This window comes from Paenibacillus sp. DP01 (assembly GCF_044784315.1).
GTDB classification, from domain to species: domain Bacteria; phylum Bacillota; class Bacilli; order Paenibacillales; family Paenibacillaceae; genus Paenibacillus; species Paenibacillus polymyxa.
On record NZ_CP173059.1, the window covers coordinates 3,837,910 to 3,860,082 of the forward strand.

The window sequence follows — 22,173 nt, forward strand, 5'->3', positions numbered from 1 at the left end:
TTCCGTCCTCTCTGTAGGGAAAGGCGAAATCCTTGTTGGCCATCGCTATTGCCTGTTCAGGCTCTTTTTATTTTACAAAGCTGTTTGCAGCCCGTTCTCCAATACGCGGACCAATTGGCCTTCACTTTCATTAACGCCCGCCTTCGTCAGCTTCACGCGGCACACCTTGCCAACCAGATCCTTATTACCTTCAAACACCAGTTGAATGTAATTGTCACTATAACCATAAAGTATACCGCTATCTTCCGTCCCTTTAGGGGCTACTTCAGGAATAACCTCCAGCACCTGACCAACAAACTTTTCAGCATATGCCAGCTGCATTTGCTCTGACAATGCAATCAGGTCACGCACACGCGCATTTTTCACGTCCTCGTCCACCTGATCCTCCATACGTGCCGCAGGCGTGCCAGTACGCTTGGAATACGGAAACACGTGCATTTCCGAGAAGCCGATTTTTTTCATCAGCTCATAGCCATTACGGAACATTTCGTCCGTTTCTCCAGGGAAGCCGACAATTACGTCTGTTGTAATTGCTACATCTGGCATCGCTTTACGAATCATAAGCATTTTGTTATAAAACTCTTCTGTCGTGTACTTGCGGCGCATCCGTTTCAGCACGGTATCGTCCCCTGCTTGAAGCGGTATGTGGAAATGGCGAACCAGCTTATTGGAGCGTTTCAGTACATCCAGCATTTTTTCATCAATCTGACTGGCTTCAATCGAGCTGATACGGATACGTTCCAGCTCTTCCACTTTCTCCAGATCCCACAGCAGATCGGACAGGTCATAATTATCCATATCGTCGCCATAACCACCAGTATGGATACCCGTGAGTACGATTTCCTTGTAGCCTGCGTGCACCAGTTGACGCGCCTGTGTAATAATGCTCGCGGCATCACGGCTGCGGGATAAGCCCCGCGACCACGGGATAATGCAGAAGGTACAGAAGTTATTGCAGCCATCCTGAATTTTTAGAAACGCACGGGTATGATGAGCAAAATCAGGCACATCCATTTCCTCAAACACACGGGTCTTCATTATATTACGCACAGCGTTTACAGGTTGACGCGACTCTTGGATCTCCTTCACAAACGGAATAATCTTATCTCGATCCTGCGTACCAATAACAAGATCAACACCTGGAATATCCATAATTTCGGCCGGAGAAGTTTGAGCGTAACAGCCCGTCACTGCCACAATGGCATCTGGATTTCGGCGAATCGCACGACGAATGATCTGACGGCTCTTCTTATCACCGGTATTCGTAACCGTACATGTATTAATTAAATAGACATCAGCAGTCTGCTCGTCAAAATCCACCTGCTCATAACCTTCTTTTTTGAACAGCTGCCAGATCGCTTCTGTATCATAAAAGTTTACTTTACAACCTAATGTGTAAAATGCCACTGATGGCATATTAAACCCCTCCCATTTCTCCTGTCTCATATAAAATGCATGCCAATGCAACCATACCTGCGGTTTCCGCACGTAAAATACGTCTTCCCAGTCCTGTAGACTGTGCCCCGGCCTGCTCAGCCTCTAGGCTTTCCGCTTCAGTAAAGCCGCCTTCCGGGCCCACCACCACCAGCACACGCGGCTTGTCTGTGGACACCCATTGTCCTGCGAAAGGCTGGATTACATCCCGTAGCTGCCGCCCCTGCTCTTTTTCATAACAATAACATATCAAATCATACCCAGCAAAAGAAGCCAGAAGTTCTTTCCACGTCAGGGGTGCGCTAATTTCCGGAATCCGGTTACGATGGCTTTGCTCAGCCGCTTCCTTCACAATCTTGCGCCAACGCTCCAGTCGCTTGCCTTCCTTTTTGGCATCATACTGTACGACCGTGCGCTCGGATAAAAACGGTACGAACCCGGTGGCTCCGATTTCTGTACATTTTTGCATCACCGTCTCCATCTTGTCCCCTTTAGGAAGACTCTGCGCGATGGTGATCTGAACATGCGGTTCAGAGGTCATCTCCAGCGGTTCGATAATCGTCGCCTTCACATGGTCCTGCTCAATCGTATCCAATGCAGCCAGCGCTTCCCTGGATACCCCGTCACTGACTATAATTTTGTCACCACTACGGCCGCGCATGACTTTGGCGATATGTCGCGCGTCCTCACCCGTAACAATTGCGTGATCTTCTAGAAATTGCTCTGCCGGAATAAAATAACGCTGCATTCTCTCACACCTATTCTAAAAATAACTATTATCCACTAACGTTCCGTACAAAATCCGATGAAATCACCAAGCACCATCATATCATCTTTTGCGCCTGTATGACCAGTCTGTTCCCTTTTCCGTTTATGTTATACCAATTCTCGTAAAAAAAAAGGAGCCCTTAGGCTCCAAACAATCCGGTAATGTAAAAAGAGAACTGTAAAAACTGTATATAAATCATCTGAGACAGCGTGTAAAGAGGTTCAATCGTTACAGCTCGTACTTGCGGAATTACCAGTATAAGCAGAAAAATAAAGATCGACCATTGCTCAAAGTGCTGAAGCTTGCGGCGCACAGGAGTCGGAGCCACGTCCTCCACAATCCGGTAGCCATCGAGTGGAGGCAGTGGGATCAGATTAAAGATAAACAAAAACAAATTTAAATTGATTAGCGCATTGATAAACAAATAGATTGCCTGAGCCACCCGCTGGTTCTCCATTCCCGGCAATACTTGAAAATGAAGAAGCACAGCATAGATCAGTGTAGTCACAAATGCAAGCAGCAGATTGCTCAGCGGACCAGCAGCCGATACAATAATGCCCATAAGGCGCGGGCGGCTAAAATTGTCACGATTGACCGGGACTGGCTTGGCCCAACCAAAGCCTCCGATCAACAGTAACAGCGTACCCAGCAGATCAATATGCACTGCCGGATTTAAAGTCACGCGCCCCAGTAGCTTGGCCGTAGGGTCGCCAAATTTATTGGCATAATACGCATGCGCAAATTCATGCACCGTAAACGATATGATCACAGCCAACAAGTAAAATGGAAGGACATTTAAATTTACACGAAAAATACTTTGTAAAAAATCCATGCTTACCTCTTTCTCGCCACAAACGCCAGCCAATCTTCATCCCGGTTGATTTCGGTAATCTCAAAGCCAGCAGCTTTCAATGCGGTTTCGACAGCCTCTTCTTTGTTCTTCCAAATTCCTGATGCAATATAAATACCGCCTGGCTGTAGGGCATTATATACATCATCAATGAACAACAAAATGATCTCGGCTAAAATATTAGCTACCACCAGCTTGACTGGCAGTTGAATACCCAGCGTTGGATCGCTTGCATTAAGCACGGAGAGCAAATCGCTTTCTTTAATGGTGATGCGCTCCTCCAGTTCGTTCAAACGCGTATTTTCACGCGCACTGGATACCGCTACCGGGTCAAGATCCAAGGCAAGTACATGCTTTGCTCCCAACTTGACCGCTCCAATCGCTAAGATACCGGAGCCCGTACCAACATCAATCACTTCTTCTCCACCCTGAATCACGGATTCCAGCGTTCTCAGACAAAGGGACGTCGTCGGATGTGTTCCAGTGCCGAAGGCCATACCCGGATCAAGCTCAATAATTTTTTCATCTTCACTCGCAGGCTCATACTCTTCCCAAGTCGGTTTGATGGTCAAACGATCCGATACACGTAAAGGCTTAAAATATTGCTTCCAGGCATTAGCCCAGTCATCCTCGTGGACCGTTTTCAGCTCATACCGAACCTCGCCAGGGTCAATATCAAAAGTTCTCAATTGTTCAACCCGCGGCTCAATTTGTGCACGCACGCTGTCCATGTCTACTTCTTCGGCAAAATAGCCCTTGATGATCGCTTGTCCTTCAGGGATGTCGTTCAAAGGACGATCGTACCATTGTCCATAAGACGTGTCCCGGGGCTTATTAAGCGAACCGGATTCTTCAATGGAAACCCCTCCCGCACCTGCTTCGTGCAGAAAATTCGAAATCATTTCGATGGCTTCTTCACTTGTATGTATTGTAATTTCATTCCACAACATTGTTTACATTTCCTCCTCATTTCACATGCATACATTACATTGTACTATATACTCGCATAGGAGTTCAAAAAAGCCAGTATGACAAAGACAATATTAGATTATAATGCTAGTTATTGTTACGGCTATCATCTGGTATAAATCTACTAGTGAATAGCACAAAGGAGAAACATAAATAAGACGGGCTATCCCACAAATCACCTTTTTAGGTGGGATACCCGCCTTATTGTATTCTACTCGTTGTCGTTTATGATCCGTTGCTGACGGCGGTCAGCTACTTCACTACGTCGGATCGCTTCCAGATCCTCAGCATCTGCCTGCTCTGCCGAGAACTCAACATCTTCGTTTTTGGCAGATTGCATGCGTTTGATTTTCTCGGTTTTGGTCAGCACTTTATCGAACCGTTTGTTTTTAGACATCGGTCACTGCTCCTTCCAAACTTGTCACAGCATTCCACCCGCTTGTTCCACAATCGACATCGCCTGATGATGAATGGATTCGTCCACCACCGCAGTCAACAAAATATCGCGGCCTGTTGGTCCACCTTGTCCTCCATCACTCATGCCACTGGCAGCAGGATCAGCCGCAGCCAGTATCGCTGGAGACGCATCTGTAAAATCCACACCCTGTGTGAGTGAGGACAAGCTGCTAATCTGTCCCGAAAACACAGGCAGTCCGGCGTTGCCTGTAGACTGCCGCGGATACCGGCTAAAACGATCTATCGACATATCCGTTACCCGGAGAGCTTCCAGTTTTCTCGCGGCTCCCTGTGCTTCCTCAGGACTTTTGAAATACGCCAAAATATTTTTTTCGCCCATCCCAAAATCTCCCTGTGTAGTATTGAGCGCAACTCGTGTTTGAGAACATAGATCGTTACGCTTTGTTATATCCTGCTCATTGGCAAGACTTTATATTCTCCACGAAAGCTTAACGGATACAGACATTGCATTGTCATGAACAGCAGGGCAAGACGGTGAACTAAAGTTTGTGAAGAACATAACTTTTACGGACGTAAAGTAGCAGCCGGAGCTTCACCTGACATGGCTACTCCTGTCTCCCAGGCTGCGTGAATAACAGCATCCCGTACCTTTTGCACCACCTTTGGATTAAAAACATCCGGTATGATATAAGTTTCACTTAGCTCCTCAGGGCAAATTGCATCAGCGATGGCAAGCCCGGCAGCCAGTTTCATCTCCTCGTTAATCGTCTTCGCATGGCAATCCAGAGCGCCCCGGAAAATTCCCGGAAAGCACAACACGTTATTAATCTGATTAGGAAAATCGGAGCGACCGGTAGCAAGCACACGTACATAAGGTGAAGCTATTGCCGGATCAATTTCTGGCTTCGGATTCGCCATGGCGAACACTATAGGATCAGTTGCCATGCTCTGTATGTCTTCCACAGTCAGTATATCTGGACCCGACACACCGATGAACACATCAGCTCCCACAATTACCTCAGATAAGCTTCCACTTAGATTATGCGGGTTAGTCATGTTCGCATACTCTGTCCAATGCGGGTTACTGTATTCCACATCGCGGTGAATGGCTCCTTGCCGATCGACCCCAATCAGATTGCGTACTCCTGCCTTGAGCAGCATGCGCGAGCAAGCCATACCCGCCGCACCGATACCGGCAAAAACTACTTTGACATCTTCCATTTTTTTGCCGCATACCTTTAATGCATTGACCAAACCCGCTAATACCACGACTGCCGTACCATGCTGATCATCATGAAATACTGGAATGTCGAGTTCCTGCTTCAACCGTCTCTCGATCTCAAAACAGCGTGGTGAAGATATATCTTCCAAGTTAATGCCGCCAAAGGCAGGAGCGATCATTTTGACAATTTGAACAATCTCATCAGGGTCCTTCGTATTGAGACAGATTGGGAATGCGTCGACACCTGCAAATTGTTTGAACAGTACTGCCTTCCCCTCCATCACAGGCATAGCTGCCTCCGGCCCGATATCTCCTAATCCAAGTACCGCTGTTCCATCTGAAACGACTGCTACTGTATTTTTTTTGATCGTTAATTGAAACGCTTTGGCTGGATCATTGGCAATTTCCATGCAAATTTGAGCCACACCTGGCGTATAAACTTTGGACAACCCCTCCATCGTTTCAATTCGCTTCTTGGGTAAGGTCTCCATTTTGCCACCTTCGTGTAATTCTCTGATTTCATCTCTTAAACTGCCCATATATTTCTCCATCCTTTCATGACTGTATATGATATGAATTTTATAGCTTGGTCTAAAACTCATCAGCTCCATAATTGTAGTAACAAGGTTGCTAAAATGACGGTGCCTGCTCCACCAATCCGTGTTGCAATTTGGGCAAAAGGCATCAGTTCCATCCGATTGGATGCAGACAGAATGGCTACATCGCCCGTGCCCCCCAATCCGCCGCGACAACTGGTCACCAAGGCAGCTTCTACGGGATACATATGAATCCATTTTCCTGTGAAGTATCCAGTAACAATCAATGCAACCACTACAGATGCACAGGTGATCGCATAAGGAACCGTTAGAATCCCAACTACACTATCTAATGGCACATACAAAATGCCTAACCCCACCATCAAGGGCCACGTCAAACTAGCGGTTATACATTTGTACAAATGAAAAGCTCCCTGCTCCAATGTGTTCGGCATGATCTGAATGCACTTTATTAATGCGGCCGCCAGAATCATGAGAATCGGCCCTGGAATATGGAGATACGGCTCTAGCAGCTTACCCACAATAAAGAAAGTACAGGCCAACAGCAGACCACCACCCATTAATGGAAAAGAAACGGTTTGTCCCAAGTTTACCGGAGCTAACTTGTCTTCGTCTTTTTCTAGTTTTAACAACCTTCCGTTACCAGAAGTTTTTGGTTTTTTCTCCGCTAATCTCTTCAAGACCCCTGCACCTATAATTGCAACAATGTTACCGATAATGGCAGCCGGGATAAACTGGGATACGAATACCGCAGAATCCTTGCCCAGTATCATTCCATACGAAATGGACAACGGTAAAATACCTTCTCCAATCCCACCGGAAATAATCGGAATGATGATGAAAAAAAATGTATGATAAGCACTGTAGCCAAAAGCCATACCCACCACCATACCGACAGCAACAGCAGCAATAGATCCTATGATAATGGGGGCAAAAATTTTGACAATTCCATTCATCAGCATTTTGCGATCCATGCCAAGAATGCTTCCTGTTACTAGACATGCGATGTAAAAATAAAGAAAATTCGAGGTTTTCATAAGCGTGTGCACAGCCCCCATTGCAGATGGACTGAACATATTCCAAAATACCATTAACGATGGAACCATAAGGGATAAAATGGCTGGCCCGCCTATATGTTTGAGCAGTGGAAGTTTGGCCCCCAGATCACTGAGCAGTATACCTAAAATCATGATGACGGCAAACCCGCCCAATAGATCGTTCGGAAGTCTTTCTGTAATTGCAGCCGCATAAACAATTAGCGCAATCACGGCATATAGCGGAAGAGGAATAACTCCCACCTTTATCCTGCCCAGCATCCTAAACCCATCTACAGTATTTTTACTCCATCTTTGCCCCTTTTGAATGACAGGCTGGTTCGTAGCATTTTCCATAAATCTCCCTCCATAAAGTGAAGAATGATGATCATGTTCCCATTCTACATCTTGGAAAACGCTTTATTTGGTTTTAAAACTAAGAACTAACTTTAGTAACTAAAGTAATCAGAAATAGGGCTAAATATAACTATTCATGATTCCTTCTGCCTGCGGCAACACCTGGTATTGGTAAACAGGACGTCCAATGGTACCATATATAGTTTCCATAGAAAGCACTTCAATCTCTGTCATAAAAGCCAGATACTTGCGCATAGACACCCTGGAGATCCCTGCACTCTCCGCAATATCCTCGGTGGAAAACAGAACCTTATGATGCTGCTGGATACAATTCCATATCATAGCCAGCGTGGATTTCGTTATCCCCTTAGGCAACCGTGCCAAGTCTTTAGTCAAGCTTTTATGATAAATCAGTCGGTCCAGCTCCTCCTGCGACAGTAGACTACGCTCACGAACAATACTAATGTGTTCTCGGTACCCGGTAAGGGCCTCTAAAAAACGGTTAAAGTGGAAAGGCTTGATTAAATAATCCACCGCGCCAAAGTTCATCGCTTTTTTGATGCTACTCATGTCACTTGCAGCTGAGATGACAATAACGTCCACATTCACTCCAGCCTCCCGTATAAATGACAGTAAATCGAGGCCATTACTTTCTTGCATATACACATCCAGCAATATCAGATCAATGGCTTGTTCAGCTATATATTTCTTAGCCTTTTCCACCGAAGAAGCCCAACCACCACATTGGAAACCCTCTACCTGCTCCGTATATTTGCGGTTGAATTCCGCAACCATCGGATCATCTTCTACAATCAGGACATTAATCATGTTCATCATTCCCCGCTATAATGTATGGAATCTTAATCTGAAAACAGCACCCCTGCTCGACTGGGATCAACTTTACACTACCTTGTAGCCTTTTCACGCTTTGCGACACTAGGTAAAGTCCCATCCCTCGCGACTCTCCCTTGGTCGAAAAACCTTTTTTAAAAATGGCCTTCCCAAGGCCCTCCGGTATACCTGGACCATTGTCGCACATGATACAGGTCAGACAGCCATTTTTCTGGTTTTCTTCATAATAAAGTGAAAGGGTAATCCGCTTGTGCTCCAGAGATTCCATCGCCTCCACTGCATTATCAAACAGATTGCCAAGAATAGTAATCAGTTCATGAGTCGTTTGAGTTTGACTGGATTCAGGCAAGTAACTACCCGGAGTCAGTTCAAAATTTACCCCTGCCTCTCTGGCCCGGCTTAATTTCCCTAACACAAACCCCGCCATCACTGGGTCCTTAAGCTGCCGAGTAATGGAGCCAATCTCTACTTGATGATGCTCGACAGCATCCATAATATAGTGCTCCAGTTTATCATACATTCGCAAATGCACCATCCCCATAATGACATGCAACTTGTTCATAAATTCATGAGCCTGCGCGCGTAGTGCTTCCGTGTACAGAGAAACTCCTGTCAAACGTTCAGCAAGCTGTTTCATCTCCGTCTTATCCCGAAAGGTTACAATGGCTCCGACAATTTTTCCTTTGACCCGTATCGGAACACTGGTGGTCAGCAAGGTGATCCCACCCAGCTCCATTTCCTCATCCATCAGTGGAGTGCTTACTTCCAAGACCTCTTGTAATCGGAAAGCAGATAAATACACAGTAATTTCCTGTCCAGAGAATGAGAAATCTTCAATCCCCGCTTGCCTCAGTAGACGGATCGCTTCTGCATTCATCAGCATGATACGACCGCATTCATCCACCGCAATGACGCCTTCCTTGATGGACTGTAACATCGCGCTGCGTTCCTCCAGCAAACGTGCGATTTCCGGCGGCTCCAGACCGACCAGCATATTTTTGATTTTACGAGCCAGCACAACCGCTCCTCCTGTGCCAATCAACATTCCGATCCCAATGGCGATAGCAATAAGACGGGTGTTGCCTTCCTGGGCCCGCTGTACATCCTGCATGGATATACCGACAACAATCGCACCTACCTGTTTTCCCGTCACACTAAACACGGGGGAGAAGGCCCGCATGGACATGCCCAATGTCCCCTTTGCAACGGACACGCTCTCCTGACCGTGAAGTGCAGTATACTCGTCCCCTCCGACAAAGGCTTTGCCGATCCTCCTAGCATCCGGGTGGGTTTTACGAATTCCCTTCATATCCATAACCACGACAAATTGGATATGATTCGCCGTTGAGACCTTCTTCACATACTCCTGCATGGAAGGAGAAGAACCTGTCTGTTGCAATTGCTCAATAATAAGCGGTGTATGGGCGAGTGTACGCGCAATGGACATTGCCTTTTCCTCGAGCCCCTTCTCCGTTTCATGCTCAACTCTCTCGGCAAATAACAGTGTTACTGGCAGGAGCACAAGTGCCATAACCAGACATACGAGCAGCGTTATTAGACCTCTAAGCTTTAATATCGGCTTACCTCGACGCAGACTTGTCCGTATTTTTTCGATGGAACTCACCCCTTTCTAGTTGATAGAAGCTCAATTGTTAACTCTGGTTATACAAAAATGGCTATGTATGTGTTTACGTGAATATAAAAAAAGGGACTATCCCGCAATTGCGGAATAGTCCCTCGGATTCATAATTGAAGCTCCGCGATTTCGACTTTGGCTTAGTCGCCTCGGAAAGCCCGCTTCACACGGTCAAAAAAGGACTGCTCATTCTCATGTGTCTGCTCTCCACTAAGCGAAGAGAACTGACGCAGCAAATCCTTCTGTTCCTCACTCAGCTTGCTAGGCGTTACCACGACTACTTTAATATGCTGGTCACCTTGACCTACGCCGCGCAGTTTTGGCACACCCTTTCCTTTAAGACGGAAATAAGTCCCTGTTTGCGTGCCTGCTGGAACTTTCAGCTTCACTTTCTCGGTCAACGTCGGGATCTCCACCTCATCTCCCAACGCTGCCTGTGAGAACGTAAGCGGAATTTCACAGTAGATATCGTCTCCTTCACGCTCAAAGAAGTCGTGCGACTTCACGCGGAATACGACGTACAGGTCACCTGCCGGTCCTCCGTTGACACCGCCTTCGCCTTCACCGTTGATACGCATTTGTGCGCCGTCATCCACACCCGCCGGAATGCGAATATGAATTTTACGTTTCTTGCGGACACGGCCTGATCCGCTACAAGTCGTACATTTTTCTTTGATGATTTTACCGGAACCGCCGCAATTGGAGCAGGCACGTCGGTTAACCATGCGGCCAAACGGTGTATTCTGCACCACTTCTTCCTGTCCACTGCCGTGGCAGACGGAACAGGTCTGTGGTTGAGTGCCCGCTTTGGCTCCTGTACCATGACACGTATCACATGTTTCCGTACGTTCAATTTGAATGTCGGTTTCTTTACCAAACACCGCTTCTTTGAATTCGATTGTCATCGTATATTGAAGATCGTTCCCTCGTTGCGGTGCATTCGGGTCACGTCGACCATTACCGCCACCAAAGAACATATCAAAAATATCACCAAATCCGCCACCGAAGTCGGCACCACCGAAGCCGCCTCCCATGCCCTGATTCGGGTCTACATGACCGTATTGGTCGTATCTTGCCCGCTTCTGACCATCACTGAGGACATCGTAAGCTTCTTTAACTTCTTTGAATTTAGTTTCTGCGTCCGCAGCCTTGTTCACGTCCGGATGATACTGACGCGCAAGCTTACGGTAAGCCTTTTTGACTTCTTCATCCGAAGCGCCTTTTGCGACACCCAGCACCTCATAATAATCACGCTTATCAGCCAATGTTCCACCCCCATGCCTACAACGTGTCTGCACTACATATAAAAGGAAAGCCAAAGGCGCGGGATGACCCGGCTTTGACCTTCCCATCATTTCAAGGCAGTACAACCCGTAATATGCTTATTTATCTTGGAAATAACAGTTACCCTTAGGCTAATTGTTATTTATCAAGGCAGCTACGCTGCTAATTATTGTTCAGTATATCATAACGTACCGGTATACCGTAAAGTTGCCACTATCCGATCCGTTGCTTAGTCTTTCTTCTGATCTTCGTCAACAACTTCATAGTCCGCATCAACTACATTGTCACGGCCTTTGCTGTCTGCTGCTCCGTCTTGAGCTTGCGCTGCTTGAGCAGCTTGCTCATACAATTTCACAGACAATTGCTGAACAATCTCAGTCAGCTCTTCAGTAGCTTTTTTGATGTCTTCCAGGTTATCGGATTCCAGCGTTTTTTGCAGATTTTCTTTAGCTGCATTTGCTTTTTCGACTTCACCTGCATCCGCTTTTTCGCCCAGATCTTTAATCGTTTTGTCTACGGAGTAGATCAGTTGGTCTGCAGCGTTTTTCGCTTCTACCAACTCTTTACGTTTCTTATCTTCTTCCGCATGCAACTCGGCATCCTTCATCATACGTTCTACTTCTTCGTCACTCAAGCCGCTAGAAGAAGTGATCGTAATTTTTTGGCTTTTGCCTGTGCCTTTATCTGTAGCAGATACGTTCACGATACCGTTCGCATCCAGATCGAAAGTAACTTCGATTTGCGGTACACCACGTGGTGCTGGAGGGATATCTCCCAATTGGAAACGGCCCAGTGTTTTGTTGCCTGCTGCCATTTCGCGTTCACCTTGCAGCACGTGAATTTCTACGCTAGGCTGATTGTCGGCATACGTCGAGAATACCTGCGATTTGCTCGTAGGGATTGTCGTGTTACGATCAATCATTTTAGTGAATACGCCACCTGCGGTTTCAATACCGAGGGACAGTGGAGTTACGTCAAGGAGAACGACGTCTTTCACATCACCTGTCAATACACCTGCTTGAACTGCCGCGCCCAAAGCTACCACTTCATCAGGGTTTACGCCTTTGTGAGGCTCTTTACCTGTCAGTTTTTTGATTGCTTCTTGTACAGCTGGAATACGTGTGGAGCCGCCGACCAAAACGATTTTATCGATGTCGCTAGCACTCATGCCTGCATCTTTCATCGCTTGACGAGTAGGTCCCAAAGTACGTTCTACCAGACCTGCGGACAATTCTTCAAACTTCGCACGAGTCAGGTTCAACTCCAAATGCTGTGGAACGCCATCAGCTACTGTGATAAACGGCAAGGAAATTGTCGTTGTCAGCACGCCGGACAGTTCTTTTTTCGCTTTTTCTGCTGCATCTTTCAGACGTTGTACAGCTGCTTTATCTTTGCTCAGGTCAATACCTTGATCTTTCTTGAACTCATTTACGAGGTAATCAATAATCACTTGGTCAAAGTCATCGCCACCCAGCTTGTTGTCGCCGCTTGTTGCTTTAACTTCGAAGAAACCATCGCCCAGTTCCAAAATGGATACGTCGAATGTACCGCCGCCCAAGTCATATACGAGGATGGTTTGGTCTTCGGATTTTTCCATACCATATGCTAATGCAGCTGCTGTTGGCTCATTGACAATCCGCAGAACTTCCAGACCGGCAATTTTACCTGCATCCTTAGTTGCTTGACGTTGACCATCATTGAAGTATGCTGGAACAGTGATAACCGCTTGAGAAACCGTTTGGCCCAGGTAAGCTTCAGCGTCAGCTTTCAGCTTTTGCAAAATCATAGCGGAAATTTCCTGTGCGGAATATTCCTTACCGTCGATGTTTTCTTTATGATTTGTACCCATGTGGCGCTTGATGGACATGATTGTACGATCCGGGTTCGTAATTGCTTGGCGTTTTGCCGTTTCCCCTACAGTACGCTCCCCATCTTTTTTGAAACCGACAACGGAAGGGGTTGTGCGCGCGCCTTCCGGATTTGGAATAACGACGGCTTCGCCGCCCTCCATAACAGCCACACAAGAGTTGGTTGTACCTAAGTCAATACCGATTACTTTGCTCATCGGACAATTCCTCCTTCTGTATATACGAGGCCCTCAGGCCAGAATGGTTGAATCAAAATGATGTAATTCTAATGTATATAGAAAAAGTTACATGCTAACTTTTACCATCGCTGGACGAAGCACCTTGTCCTTCAGCATGTATCCTTTTTGTACCTCTTCAACGACGATGCCTTCATCATGCTCTTCGCTCTCCACCTGCATAATAGCCTGATGGAAATCAGGATTAAACGGTTGTCCCACTGCATTCATGGCCGTCACTCCCTCTGCCTGAAGCACACTCTCAAACTGGCGGAAAATCATTTCCACGCCTTTGGTGAATGACTCAGACTCCGCTCCTTGCGTTGCTGTTGCCAGCGCTCGCTCGAAGTTATCCAGAACAGGCACCAACTCGGTAACAAGCTTCATAGACGCATATTTAGCAAGGTCTTCCTTTTCTTTCAGCGTACGGCGACGAAAATTATCAAAATCCGCCTGTGCGCGCAAAAACCGTTGCTGATGCTCCTCCGCCTCTGCACGAAGTTTTGCCACCTCTGTGTTTTCTTCCTCGGCTTCCAGTGCTGCCGCTTCATTCACCAGCTCGTCCTGCTGGCTCGTTTCGGCGGCTTCCTCTGTGCTTACATTTTGTTGTTTGTCATCTTGGAACGCTTGTTCTTCCTTCAAAATGTTTCACCTCCTTCAAGTTGTAACTCCCCTATAAAAGCACGCAACAATGCACCCGCGCAGGATACAAACCGTATCCCAGCGCGGAACATGTAGGACCGCAACCTATGCGATCTTATTTTATTTAAACCGTTGCGTTAGCATTGCGGTCAAATCCTTAGACAGGATACCCAAAATATTAATAACTCTCGCATACTCCATCCGCGTCGGACCCAATATACCTATAGTACCCAACGCTTCTCCGTCTACTGCATATGTAGCAGTAATCAGGCTGCAATTGGCAAATGCTTCATGATCATTTTCTGTGCCGATGCGGACTTGAATTTCAGGTGCTCCGGCTACAGGAGTCATCAGTTTAAGTAGCGTTGGTGTTTCCTCCAGCAGATCGAGAATATGTTTAACCTTTTCTACATCTTTAAATTCAGGCTGATTCAGCATGTTCGTCGCACCGCTTAAATATAGGCGCTGATCTGATTCATTATCGAGTGCTTTATCCAGCACCTTCATAGCGTCCTCAAAATGAGATACATGCTTCTCCATTTCCTGACCCAGCGCGGTGTAAAGGCGTGATTTAAGCTGATAAATCGGTACACCGACCAGCTTGCTGTTCAGTAAATTCACAACCTTTTCCATCTCGGAGATTGAAATTCCAGGCGGAATATCCACCGTTTTATTCTCCACCTGACCGGTATTGGTCACGATAATCGCCACAGCCGTCGTTTCGTTGAGCGGCAACAGCTGAAAATGACGCAACGAAGTATGAAAAACCTCCGGCCCAAGCAGGATGGAAGTATAATTGGTCATATGGGACAAAATGCCTGATGCATGCTGGATCACTTGCTCCATTACATTCAGCTTTTCGGCGTAAAAGGCTTTTAGTTCCCGCATTTCCATAGGCTTCAGTGTATTTAGTGGCACCAAATGGTCCACATAATAACGATAGCCTTTATGAGACGGGATGCGTCCCGCAGAAGTATGGGGTTGCTCCAGATAGCCCTGTTCCTCCAAATCCGACATTTCATTACGGATTGTGGCTGGGCTGAATCCGACATCCTGCCTTTTGGATATGCTGCGGGAACCCACTGGCTCAGCCGAACGAATGTAGTCATCAATAATCGCATTCAAAATGAGTCTCTGACGTTCGGTTAACAAGCGAATCCCCCCTTGTCATTTATCCATAATAGCATGATTGTTAAATGGAATCATTAGCACTCGTTCGCGATGAGTGCTAACTGATAATACAAAAATACCAAACCGACCTGATCATTGTCAAGTCAGATCAGTATTTTCAATAAACCAGATTTATTACATCCATTTGGATGACTACAATGAAACAGACTATTTGCAATTTTTCACGGAAAACCTCATTTTTCATCATATCCAAACCGTATTTATGTATAGGCAACAGAAAACTGAAAAATTTGAGACTGTGTCTACAAACTGTATAACTTTATTGCCTTTAAGGAGGAATGGGATCTGAGAAGCAAGCGCCGCAACCTTTTATACGCATTAATCGCTCTTTTAACTACAATTTGTATGTTTTACATTTTAATCGAATTGTTTCCGTACACAGGACTAGGAAGAATACTTGCTTTGCCACTAGTTTTTATTCTGAACGCTGCCCTTATCATTTCGGTGATCCACTTAATTCGTAAATTAAGACCCCTATGGTGTGCCTTAATTTTGGTCCCTACCATTCTGTTAAGCATGTGGAATACCATTTTATTTTACCCACAAGAATTCAGTCCAAGCATTCCCAAGCAAATCAAATATAGTGTGGCAGCTATACTGCATTATGATGATGTAACACCAGCCGACTGGGAAGGATACACATATCGTCCAAGCCGAACCGGAGAGTCTGAAAAATATGTTGTCGCCTTGTATAAATACAAACGTCAGGTTCCGTTAGATGGCACTACATACTTTTATAATGATACGGATTACCATAAGGACCATCCCATAAGAAGCTTGAATGATATACCTTCGGAACTGGAGCCTCATCATCAATTCATTTGGTGGTTACTCCAAACATTTGAGAAATAAACAGGGGCACAATAATGTAAGCCGTAACACATACACACGGCTACGTCCTGATAAAAAAACACTGAACTGACCTCATTATTGACAGGTCAGTTCAGTACTTTCAACACTGCGATTTCATCACAATTGTTTTGCTTACTGCAGTGAATGCAGTCGGTCCATACCTTCTCGGGGAAAATCTCTTTGCTAACTACATCAAAACCGTTTTTTATAAAAAAGGATACCTCGTAGGTCAGTGCCATAATTTTAGGAATACGTTGCCGCCGTGCTTCTATAATAAGGCCTTCCACAAGCTTGGAGCCTATCCCCATTCCTTTATGCCCCTCAGAGATGCCAAGGGAGCGAATCTCTACCAAATCAGCCCCCAATTTGCATAAAGAACCACAGCCAACGACTTGGCCGTCCACCTCTGCAACAATAAACAGCTCCAGTTGGCGCGTAAGCACTTCCCTTGAACGTGGCAGCATAATCCCCCGCTCTGCATAGCCACTAATCATTTGATATAAAGGCTCCACATCCTCAGGAACCGCACTTCTGCACAATACATCTTTACACACTGAAGCCATCTTGCTCTCCTCCTGCCGCTTGCCGCATATAATGAATAAATATACAACATAACGCATAGAATCGCAATACTCCATTTACCCTGCTGTGGCAGAATGGTGTAATAAAATGATAGCCCAGCTTACGATGTCAAAATGTATTGTATTGAAACCTGCAACTTATGAATTTACCGTGATAGAACCGATGAACTCTGCAAATACGTCATTTCCGAATAAAATACCGCGTTCGCTCAAACGATACCCATCCTCGATTGATTCAATTAATCCCGCATTCAGCATTTTTCTGAGAGGAACTGTAAACGTGTCTTCCAATGTCTGACCAAATTGAGCTTCAAAACGGGATTTAGACACACCTTCCAGCATTCTCAAACCGACCATGAGGAAATCCTCCATGGCTTCCGCCGTCGGCACCTCAAAACTGTCCAAACGCGGTAAACCATTCCGAGTAGCCTCCACATAAGGGTTAATGCCCTTAATGTTCATATGACGCTCTCTGCCAACATAACCATGTGCCCCAGCGCCAAGACCGTAATAATCCTCATTACGCCAATAAGTCATATTGTGCTTACTTCCCAAACCTGGTTTTGCGAAATTGCTAATTTCATACTGTTCATAACCCGCTTCTTTCATGCGACGCATGAGGAGCAAATACATTTCCAGCTCGTCATCTTCATGTGGAAGCGGCAGCTGATTTTTCTGGTACAACGTGTGGAAGAGCGTATTCTCTTCAACCTTCAAACTGTAGATAGAGTAATGAGGAAGTCCCAACTCTAGGGCTCTACTGACGCTTTCATCCAGCATGTCCACCGTTTGGTTCGGCAAACCGAACATCAGGTCAATCGACAGATTGTCCAAGCCGGCCTTACGTGCGTTTTCCAAACTACGATAGACGTCATCTGTACTATGAATACGACCTATGCCTGTAAGCAGCTCATTCTGGAAAGCCTGCACACCAAAGCTGAGTCGATTGACGCCGCCTTCTTTCATCACAGAAAGTTTTTCAAAATCAGTTGTGCCTGGATTGGCTTCCATGGAAAACTCAATATCTTCCGCCCAATTTGGAAAATAGGTACGAACGCTCTTCAGGAAATATTCCATTTCCTTCGGATTGAGGGTTGTTGGTGTTCCGCCCCCGACAAAAATGGTTTTTATCTGTCCTGGCGGGTGAAGTTTGACCGTATGTTCCATCTCCCGTTCCAAGGCATACAGATATTCCATAACAGGCTGATCCTTGAGCACATAAGAGTTAAAGTCACAGTAAAAGCATTTATTCGTGCAAAAAGGTATATGCAGATAAACCGCTTGAGGCGCGGATGAATATTCATGTTTTTGTATGGATGCGGTCATACCGATCCTCCTTGTCGATTCAGGGTTTAGTGAGAAAATGAGCCGAGGTCGAGACCAACCGCTTCGTGTTCCATTTGATCTTCTGATCGCTGTTACTCCGCAATTTTCCATTATATAAGCACTCTTAGGGATAAAATTGGGGAGTAAAGGCGAACGCTACGCTTCTCCAGATTCAAATGGCCCCCTCCGCTGCTGCCCACCACGAGTCGGCCCATTTTTGTGGTGTAGGTGTTGCAGTAAAAGAGACACTGCTTTAAGAATTACTCTAAAGTTTTAATGATACTATGCTTTGTTACGCTGATTATAACTTGAACGAGCTCTCTGTCCTGAATAGCTTGCTCAAATAAAGAACGTCCATTCTCCATGCATGGCAAATGCCCCATGAAAGAATGGACGAATACTTCAAACTGCTTTACTCATCTATCTTCAGTACCGCCATAAATGCTTCCTGTGGTACTTCTACGTTACCGACCTGCTTCATACGCTTCTTGCCCTCTTTTTGCTTCTCAAGCAGCTTCCGTTTACGAGAAATATCGCCGCCATAACATTTGGCCAAGACGTTTTTACGCATAGCCTTAACGGTTTCACGCGCAACAACCTTTGTTCCTACAGATGCCTGGATTGGCACCTCGAACATTTGCCGCGGGATCAACTCGCGCAGCTTCTCACAAATGATACGTCCGCGGTGGTAAGCTCGATCTCTATGCACGATGAACGACAGCGCATCGACCTGCTCACCATTCAACAGAATATCCATCTTCACCAGATTAGATTGGCGATAGCCTGAAATCTCATAGTCAAAGGAAGCATAGCCTTTGGTGCTGGATTTAAGCTGATCAAAGAAATCATATACGATTTCAGACAAAGGAATCTGGTACGTAATTGTTACCCGTGTTGTATCTAGGTACTCCATGTTCACGTACTCACCACGCTTGTTCTGACAAAGCTCCATAACTGTACCTACATAATCATTTGGCACGATGATGCCCGCCTTAACATATGGCTCTTGTACATGTTCAATACGCCCTACTTCTGGGTAGTTGGACGGGTTATCGATTTCGATCGTTTCCCCATTAGTCAATTGTACACGGTAAATTACGCTTGGTGCCGTTGTAATCAACGGAATATTGAATTCACGTTCAATACGTTCCTGAATAACGTCCATATGCAGCAGACCAAGGAAACCGCAACGGAAACCGAAGCCCAGCGCACTGGATGTTTCCGGTTCAAAGCTGAGCGAAGCATCGTTCAGCTGCAGCTTTTCAAGCGCCTCACGCAGATCGTTGTATTCCGATGTTTCAATCGGATACAGACCGCAATACACCATCGGATTAATTTTCCGATAGCCTGGCATCGGTTCTGGTGTTGGATTTTTGGCATCCGTTACCGTATCCCCGACACGAGTGTCGCCCACATGCTTGATTCCGGCCACGATAAAACCAACATCACCGATATTTAGCTCATCCACGATCGTCATACGTGGCATGAAAGCTCCAACCTCGATAACCTCAAACGTTTTGTCAGTCGCCATCATTTTAATTTTCGAACCCGCACGGATACTGCCGTCCACAACACGTACATATACGATTACGCCTTTATAAGGATCATAATGCGAATCGAAAATAAGCGCCTTAAGCGGATTATCCGGATTTCCTTGCGGAGCAGGCACACTTCTGACCACCTGTTCCAATATTTCCTTGATACCGATTCCAGCTTTGGCTGAAGCATGTACAGTTTCACTCGTGTCCAAACCGATAACATCCTCGATTTCCTGCTTTACCCGTTCAGGATCAGCACTTGGCAAATCAATCTTGTTAAGCACTGGCAAAATCTCCAGATTGTTGTCGAGCGCCAAATAAACGTTAGCCAATGTCTGCGCCTCAATCCCCTGCGCTGCGTCTACGACCAGCAAAGCGCCTTCGCAGGCTGCCAAACTACGAGATACCTCATAGGTAAAATCGACGTGTCCCGGTGTATCAATCAAATTCAAAATGTACTCTTCGCCGTCATCGGCCTTATAGGTGAGTCGCACTGCCTGGAGCTTAATTGTAATCCCGCGCTCCCGCTCCAGTTCCATCTGGTCAAGCACTTGCTCCTGCATTTCGCGGGAAGTGAGTGCACCGGTGTACTCCAAGATCCGGTCAGCCAGCGTGGATTTACCATGGTCTATATGTGCAATGATACTAAAGTTCCGAATTTTACGTTGTCTTGCCAAAATGTCAGTCATGCCTTACCCCCACACAATGCCTAGTATCAATCAGCTTATTATAGCAGTTGTAAGGGGGGGCAGCAATATTTCTATTCTGTTACCCCGTCAAATACAGATACAACCCAGCGAATACCTTGTCTTGACAGGTTTTGAAGCAGCCCAGCCGTTTTATCGGCCATGGTATCCACCGAAGCCTGCTGCGCCTTTACGGCTAGCAGCTCACGAGGCGTCTCTAGGCCCTGCCGAATATTGTCATTCTGAGCAGTCTTCGTATCCCATTCATGTGTCCAGCGTGCGGTCTGCTCCTCACTTCGTTCGTTTGTTTTTCCTTCATTCGTGTCCGTTTGTGGCTCAAACTCGACCTTTCCACTTGTATTATACGTACGATTATACGCTCGGGCATTAGCTGCCGGGGTATCTTCAATCACCGTCTGCTCATAATCAACTTTCTGTTGATTCACCGATGAAACTGGATTCTCGTCCCATTCCGGGCCATAGACTGAGCGCAGGCCAGAGCCTGCCAGCTGCATGCCAAGTAATACGCCTGCTCCGATCAGAAGCACAAATCCAAGCGCTTTTTTACGAAAATGTCCGGTCATTATATCCCCCCCCTAACTGCTGCCTTATTTAATTACCGCTGTTGTTCTTTTTGGTGTCAGATACGTTGGTACCCGCCTTCTGTGCTTTCTGATCCTCCCAATACACTTCACTGATCATGTCCGCCAAAACGTCAGAAGTTCGTTTTAACTCCTCCTCGGTGTTGTCAATCCCTCCGATTTCGATCAAAATGCTATGAGAAGACAAGCTTTGATTGTATTCACCATTGTTTCCTTTGCCGCCATCTTTTCCCCATACACCGCGCGATACGCCGTGATATGATTTTTCCAGCTTTTCATGAATGCGAGCAGCAAAAGCTTCATTTTTGCGCCAATTTTTGTTGTCATGTCCGATAATAAAATACACTTTGGCATAAGAAAGTCCATTAATCGTGGCTGTTGTTTTTCCATGACGTTGGGAATCACGATGAATATCGAGCAGATAAGTTAAACCTTTATTTTGAGCCAAAGCCTCCTTGACTGTTGTGCGTGAATATTTATAGGAGTAGTTCCAATTGTAATTTTGAACTGTGGTGGCATAATCCTTGTTTACATGCAGTGTAGATATCCCTTGCTTTTCCAGTCTCTTCTTTACAAAGTCTCCTACCCTTGATACATTAGCTGACTTAGAGCCTGAATTGGGGTTGGAACTGGTTTTGCTCAGTAATGGGTTATATGCTTCTCTGGGATGAGAATGGTAGATTAATATACGCTTCTCCCCTTTGGCGGAATCACCTGGATCATCCTCACGTGCAGGGTCTGTTTCCGGTGTTGTCGGAATATCCGGCGTAGTAGACGGCGGGTTCTCAGCTGCGTTTGAGCTCCCAGGGGTATCTGTCGTTCCCTGATCAGGCTGATAATCCGTAGGACCCTCTACCTTGATGTTCCCCGAACCCTTGCGCAGCAAGACAGGCGCTCCAGCAGCCATGCCAGGAATTTCACGAGAAATGAGACTTTTGGGATCTTGCGGATTAATACCTGTAAGCATCTGAAAAACAAATGGCGACCATTGTTCACCCGACAACGAAGAATGCTGTTTCTTTTGTGCCAAATGAGGTACCTCCATACCTAGCATATCCGCGAAAAAACCGCTGGACACCGAGCCTGCCAATCCTTTCATCGAAGAAACAGGAGAAGTTTGCAAACGATTTTCTGCCAGCCCTCCTAGTCCCAAAACGACAAATAAAAGCGCCGAGCCCATGATGAGCAGCACAAGCGTATGTCCCATTGCCAAAATTTCGATACCTTTTCTTCTCCATCTTCCGACGTTCCAGGTCTGAATTTTTTTCATGTGAGCCTTGTCCTCCTTCGT

The 22,173-nt window shown here is 46.1% G+C and carries 20 protein-coding genes; 1 reads left to right on the forward strand and 19 read right to left on the reverse strand.

The features are described 5' to 3' along the window. Positions 1 to 72: 72 nt before the first annotated feature. The 14 genes from mtaB to hrcA form a co-directional block, all read right to left on the reverse strand. Positions 73 to 1,416, reverse strand: coding sequence for a tRNA (N(6)-L-threonylcarbamoyladenosine(37)-C(2))-methylthiotransferase MtaB (mtaB, locus tag ACH59B_RS16760; RefSeq protein ID WP_404302173.1), 1,344 nt, complete (start codon positions 1,414 to 1,416; stop codon positions 73 to 75). A gap of 1 nt (position 1,417) precedes the next feature. Further along, positions 1,418 to 2,182, reverse strand: coding sequence for a 16S rRNA (uracil(1498)-N(3))-methyltransferase (locus ACH59B_RS16765; protein WP_017428169.1), 765 nt, complete (start codon positions 2,180 to 2,182; stop codon positions 1,418 to 1,420). A gap of 160 nt (positions 2,183 to 2,342) precedes the next feature. Then, positions 2,343 to 3,035: a site-2 protease family protein gene (locus tag ACH59B_RS16770; RefSeq protein ID WP_016821607.1), complete on the reverse strand. Its 693-nt coding sequence runs from the start codon at positions 3,033 to 3,035 to the stop codon at positions 2,343 to 2,345. Positions 3,036 to 3,037: 2 nt separating this feature from the next. Further along, the gene (gene prmA, locus ACH59B_RS16775) at positions 3,038 to 4,003 is read right to left on the reverse strand and encodes a 50S ribosomal protein L11 methyltransferase (protein ID WP_045244382.1); all 966 of its coding nucleotides are present in this window, start codon (positions 4,001 to 4,003) and stop codon (positions 3,038 to 3,040) included. Between the two features lie 230 nt (positions 4,004 to 4,233). Further along, complete coding sequence (locus ACH59B_RS16780) at positions 4,234 to 4,419, reverse strand: YfhD family protein (RefSeq protein WP_016821609.1); 186 nt, start codon at positions 4,417 to 4,419, stop codon at positions 4,234 to 4,236. A gap of 24 nt (positions 4,420 to 4,443) precedes the next feature. After that, entirely contained in the window at positions 4,444 to 4,818 is a 375-nt protein-coding gene (locus tag ACH59B_RS16785; RefSeq protein WP_016821610.1) for a hypothetical protein, read from the reverse strand. A 185-nt stretch (positions 4,819 to 5,003) separates the two neighbouring features. Continuing rightward, positions 5,004 to 6,200: an NADP-dependent malic enzyme gene (locus tag ACH59B_RS16790; RefSeq protein WP_019688067.1), complete on the reverse strand. Its 1,197-nt coding sequence runs from the start codon at positions 6,198 to 6,200 to the stop codon at positions 5,004 to 5,006. Between the two features lie 62 nt (positions 6,201 to 6,262). Next, the gene (locus ACH59B_RS16795; protein WP_107733284.1) at positions 6,263 to 7,609 is read right to left on the reverse strand and encodes a 2-hydroxycarboxylate transporter family protein; all 1,347 of its coding nucleotides are present in this window, start codon (positions 7,607 to 7,609) and stop codon (positions 6,263 to 6,265) included. 120 nt (positions 7,610 to 7,729) lie between these two features. After that, the gene (gene dcuR, locus ACH59B_RS16800) at positions 7,730 to 8,437 is read right to left on the reverse strand and encodes a two-component system response regulator DcuR (protein WP_107733283.1); all 708 of its coding nucleotides are present in this window, start codon (positions 8,435 to 8,437) and stop codon (positions 7,730 to 7,732) included. Continuing rightward, positions 8,430 to 10,085, reverse strand: a complete 1,656-nt coding sequence (gene dcuS / locus ACH59B_RS16805) for a DcuS/MalK family sensor histidine kinase (RefSeq protein ID WP_107733282.1) — start codon at positions 10,083 to 10,085, stop codon at positions 8,430 to 8,432. The genes dcuR and dcuS overlap by 8 nt, the downstream gene beginning before the upstream one ends. A 152-nt stretch (positions 10,086 to 10,237) precedes the next feature. Beyond that, on the reverse strand, positions 10,238 to 11,362 hold the full coding sequence (dnaJ, locus tag ACH59B_RS16810) for a molecular chaperone DnaJ (protein ID WP_016821615.1): 1,125 nt from the start codon (positions 11,360 to 11,362) through the stop codon (positions 10,238 to 10,240). 248 nt (positions 11,363 to 11,610) lie between these two features. Beyond that, positions 11,611 to 13,446, reverse strand: coding sequence for a molecular chaperone DnaK (dnaK, locus tag ACH59B_RS16815; RefSeq protein WP_013372176.1), 1,836 nt, complete (start codon positions 13,444 to 13,446; stop codon positions 11,611 to 11,613). Positions 13,447 to 13,533: 87 nt separating this feature from the next. Beyond that, positions 13,534 to 14,106, reverse strand: a complete 573-nt coding sequence (gene grpE, locus ACH59B_RS16820) for a nucleotide exchange factor GrpE (RefSeq protein ID WP_016821616.1) — start codon at positions 14,104 to 14,106, stop codon at positions 13,534 to 13,536. 120 nt (positions 14,107 to 14,226) lie between these two features. Further along, entirely contained in the window at positions 14,227 to 15,258 is a 1,032-nt protein-coding gene (gene hrcA / locus ACH59B_RS16825) for a heat-inducible transcriptional repressor HrcA (RefSeq protein WP_013372178.1), read from the reverse strand. A gap of 441 nt (positions 15,259 to 15,699) precedes the next feature. On the opposite strand from hrcA, the gene ACH59B_RS16830 reads away from it, so the two are divergent. Beyond that, entirely contained in the window at positions 15,700 to 16,149 is a 450-nt protein-coding gene (locus tag ACH59B_RS16830; protein WP_017428175.1) for a hypothetical protein, read from the forward strand. Positions 16,150 to 16,235: 86 nt separating this feature from the next. Here the strand turns inward: ACH59B_RS16830 and ACH59B_RS16835 are convergent, their stop codons facing one another. The 5 genes from ACH59B_RS16835 to ACH59B_RS16855 all read right to left on the reverse strand — a co-directional run bounded on the left by ACH59B_RS16835 (position 16,236) and on the right by ACH59B_RS16855 (position 22,152). Further along, on the reverse strand, positions 16,236 to 16,712 hold the full coding sequence (locus tag ACH59B_RS16835; protein WP_017428176.1) for an N-acetyltransferase: 477 nt from the start codon (positions 16,710 to 16,712) through the stop codon (positions 16,236 to 16,238). Positions 16,713 to 16,868: 156 nt separating this feature from the next. Then, positions 16,869 to 18,056, reverse strand: a complete 1,188-nt coding sequence (gene hemW / locus ACH59B_RS16840) for a radical SAM family heme chaperone HemW (RefSeq protein ID WP_016821619.1) — start codon at positions 18,054 to 18,056, stop codon at positions 16,869 to 16,871. Between the two features lie 412 nt (positions 18,057 to 18,468). Then, positions 18,469 to 20,283: a translation elongation factor 4 gene (gene lepA, locus ACH59B_RS16845; RefSeq protein WP_016821621.1), complete on the reverse strand. Its 1,815-nt coding sequence runs from the start codon at positions 20,281 to 20,283 to the stop codon at positions 18,469 to 18,471. Between the two features lie 71 nt (positions 20,284 to 20,354). Further along, positions 20,355 to 20,864 (reverse strand): hypothetical protein, encoded by a 510-nt coding sequence (locus tag ACH59B_RS16850; RefSeq protein WP_016821622.1) that lies wholly within the window; start codon positions 20,862 to 20,864, stop codon positions 20,355 to 20,357. A gap of 28 nt (positions 20,865 to 20,892) precedes the next feature. Beyond that, positions 20,893 to 22,152, reverse strand: a complete 1,260-nt coding sequence (locus tag ACH59B_RS16855; RefSeq protein ID WP_019688075.1) for a stage II sporulation protein P — start codon at positions 22,150 to 22,152, stop codon at positions 20,893 to 20,895. Between the last annotated feature and the right edge of the window lie 21 nt (positions 22,153 to 22,173).

Excerpts from the sequence above, each read along its gene's own strand:
- ACH59B_RS16770 (WP_016821607.1), bottom strand. The coding sequence starts at position 3,035 with ATGGATTTTTTACAAAGTATTTTTCGTGTAAATTTAAATGTCCTTCCA.
- ACH59B_RS16790 (WP_019688067.1), bottom strand. The coding sequence starts at position 6,200 with ATGGGCAGTTTAAGAGATGAAATCAGAGAATTACACGAAGGTGGCAAA.
- lepA (WP_016821621.1), bottom strand. The coding sequence starts at position 20,283 with ATGACTGACATTTTGGCAAGACAACGTAAAATTCGGAACTTTAGTATC.
- dcuR (WP_107733283.1), bottom strand. The coding sequence starts at position 8,437 with ATGATTAATGTCCTGATTGTAGAAGATGATCCGATGGTTGCGGAATTC.
- ACH59B_RS16765 (WP_017428169.1), bottom strand. The coding sequence starts at position 2,182 with ATGCAGCGTTATTTTATTCCGGCAGAGCAATTTCTAGAAGATCACGCA.
- dnaK (WP_013372176.1), bottom strand. The coding sequence starts at position 13,446 with ATGAGCAAAGTAATCGGTATTGACTTAGGTACAACCAACTCTTGTGTG.
- ACH59B_RS16835 (WP_017428176.1), bottom strand. The coding sequence starts at position 16,712 with ATGGCTTCAGTGTGTAAAGATGTATTGTGCAGAAGTGCGGTTCCTGAG.
- ACH59B_RS16780 (WP_016821609.1), bottom strand. The coding sequence starts at position 4,419 with ATGTCTAAAAACAAACGGTTCGATAAAGTGCTGACCAAAACCGAGAAA.
- ACH59B_RS16850 (WP_016821622.1), bottom strand. The coding sequence starts at position 20,864 with ATGACCGGACATTTTCGTAAAAAAGCGCTTGGATTTGTGCTTCTGATC.
- ACH59B_RS16855 (WP_019688075.1), bottom strand. The coding sequence starts at position 22,152 with ATGAAAAAAATTCAGACCTGGAACGTCGGAAGATGGAGAAGAAAAGGT.
- mtaB (WP_404302173.1), bottom strand. The coding sequence starts at position 1,416 with ATGCCATCAGTGGCATTTTACACATTAGGTTGTAAAGTAAACTTTTAT.
- ACH59B_RS16795 (WP_107733284.1), bottom strand. The coding sequence starts at position 7,609 with ATGGAAAATGCTACGAACCAGCCTGTCATTCAAAAGGGGCAAAGATGG.
- hemW (WP_016821619.1), bottom strand. The coding sequence starts at position 18,056 with ATGACCGCATCCATACAAAAACATGAATATTCATCCGCGCCTCAAGCG.
- ACH59B_RS16785 (WP_016821610.1), bottom strand. The coding sequence starts at position 4,818 with ATGGGCGAAAAAAATATTTTGGCGTATTTCAAAAGTCCTGAGGAAGCA.
- prmA (WP_045244382.1), bottom strand. The coding sequence starts at position 4,003 with ATGTTGTGGAATGAAATTACAATACATACAAGTGAAGAAGCCATCGAA.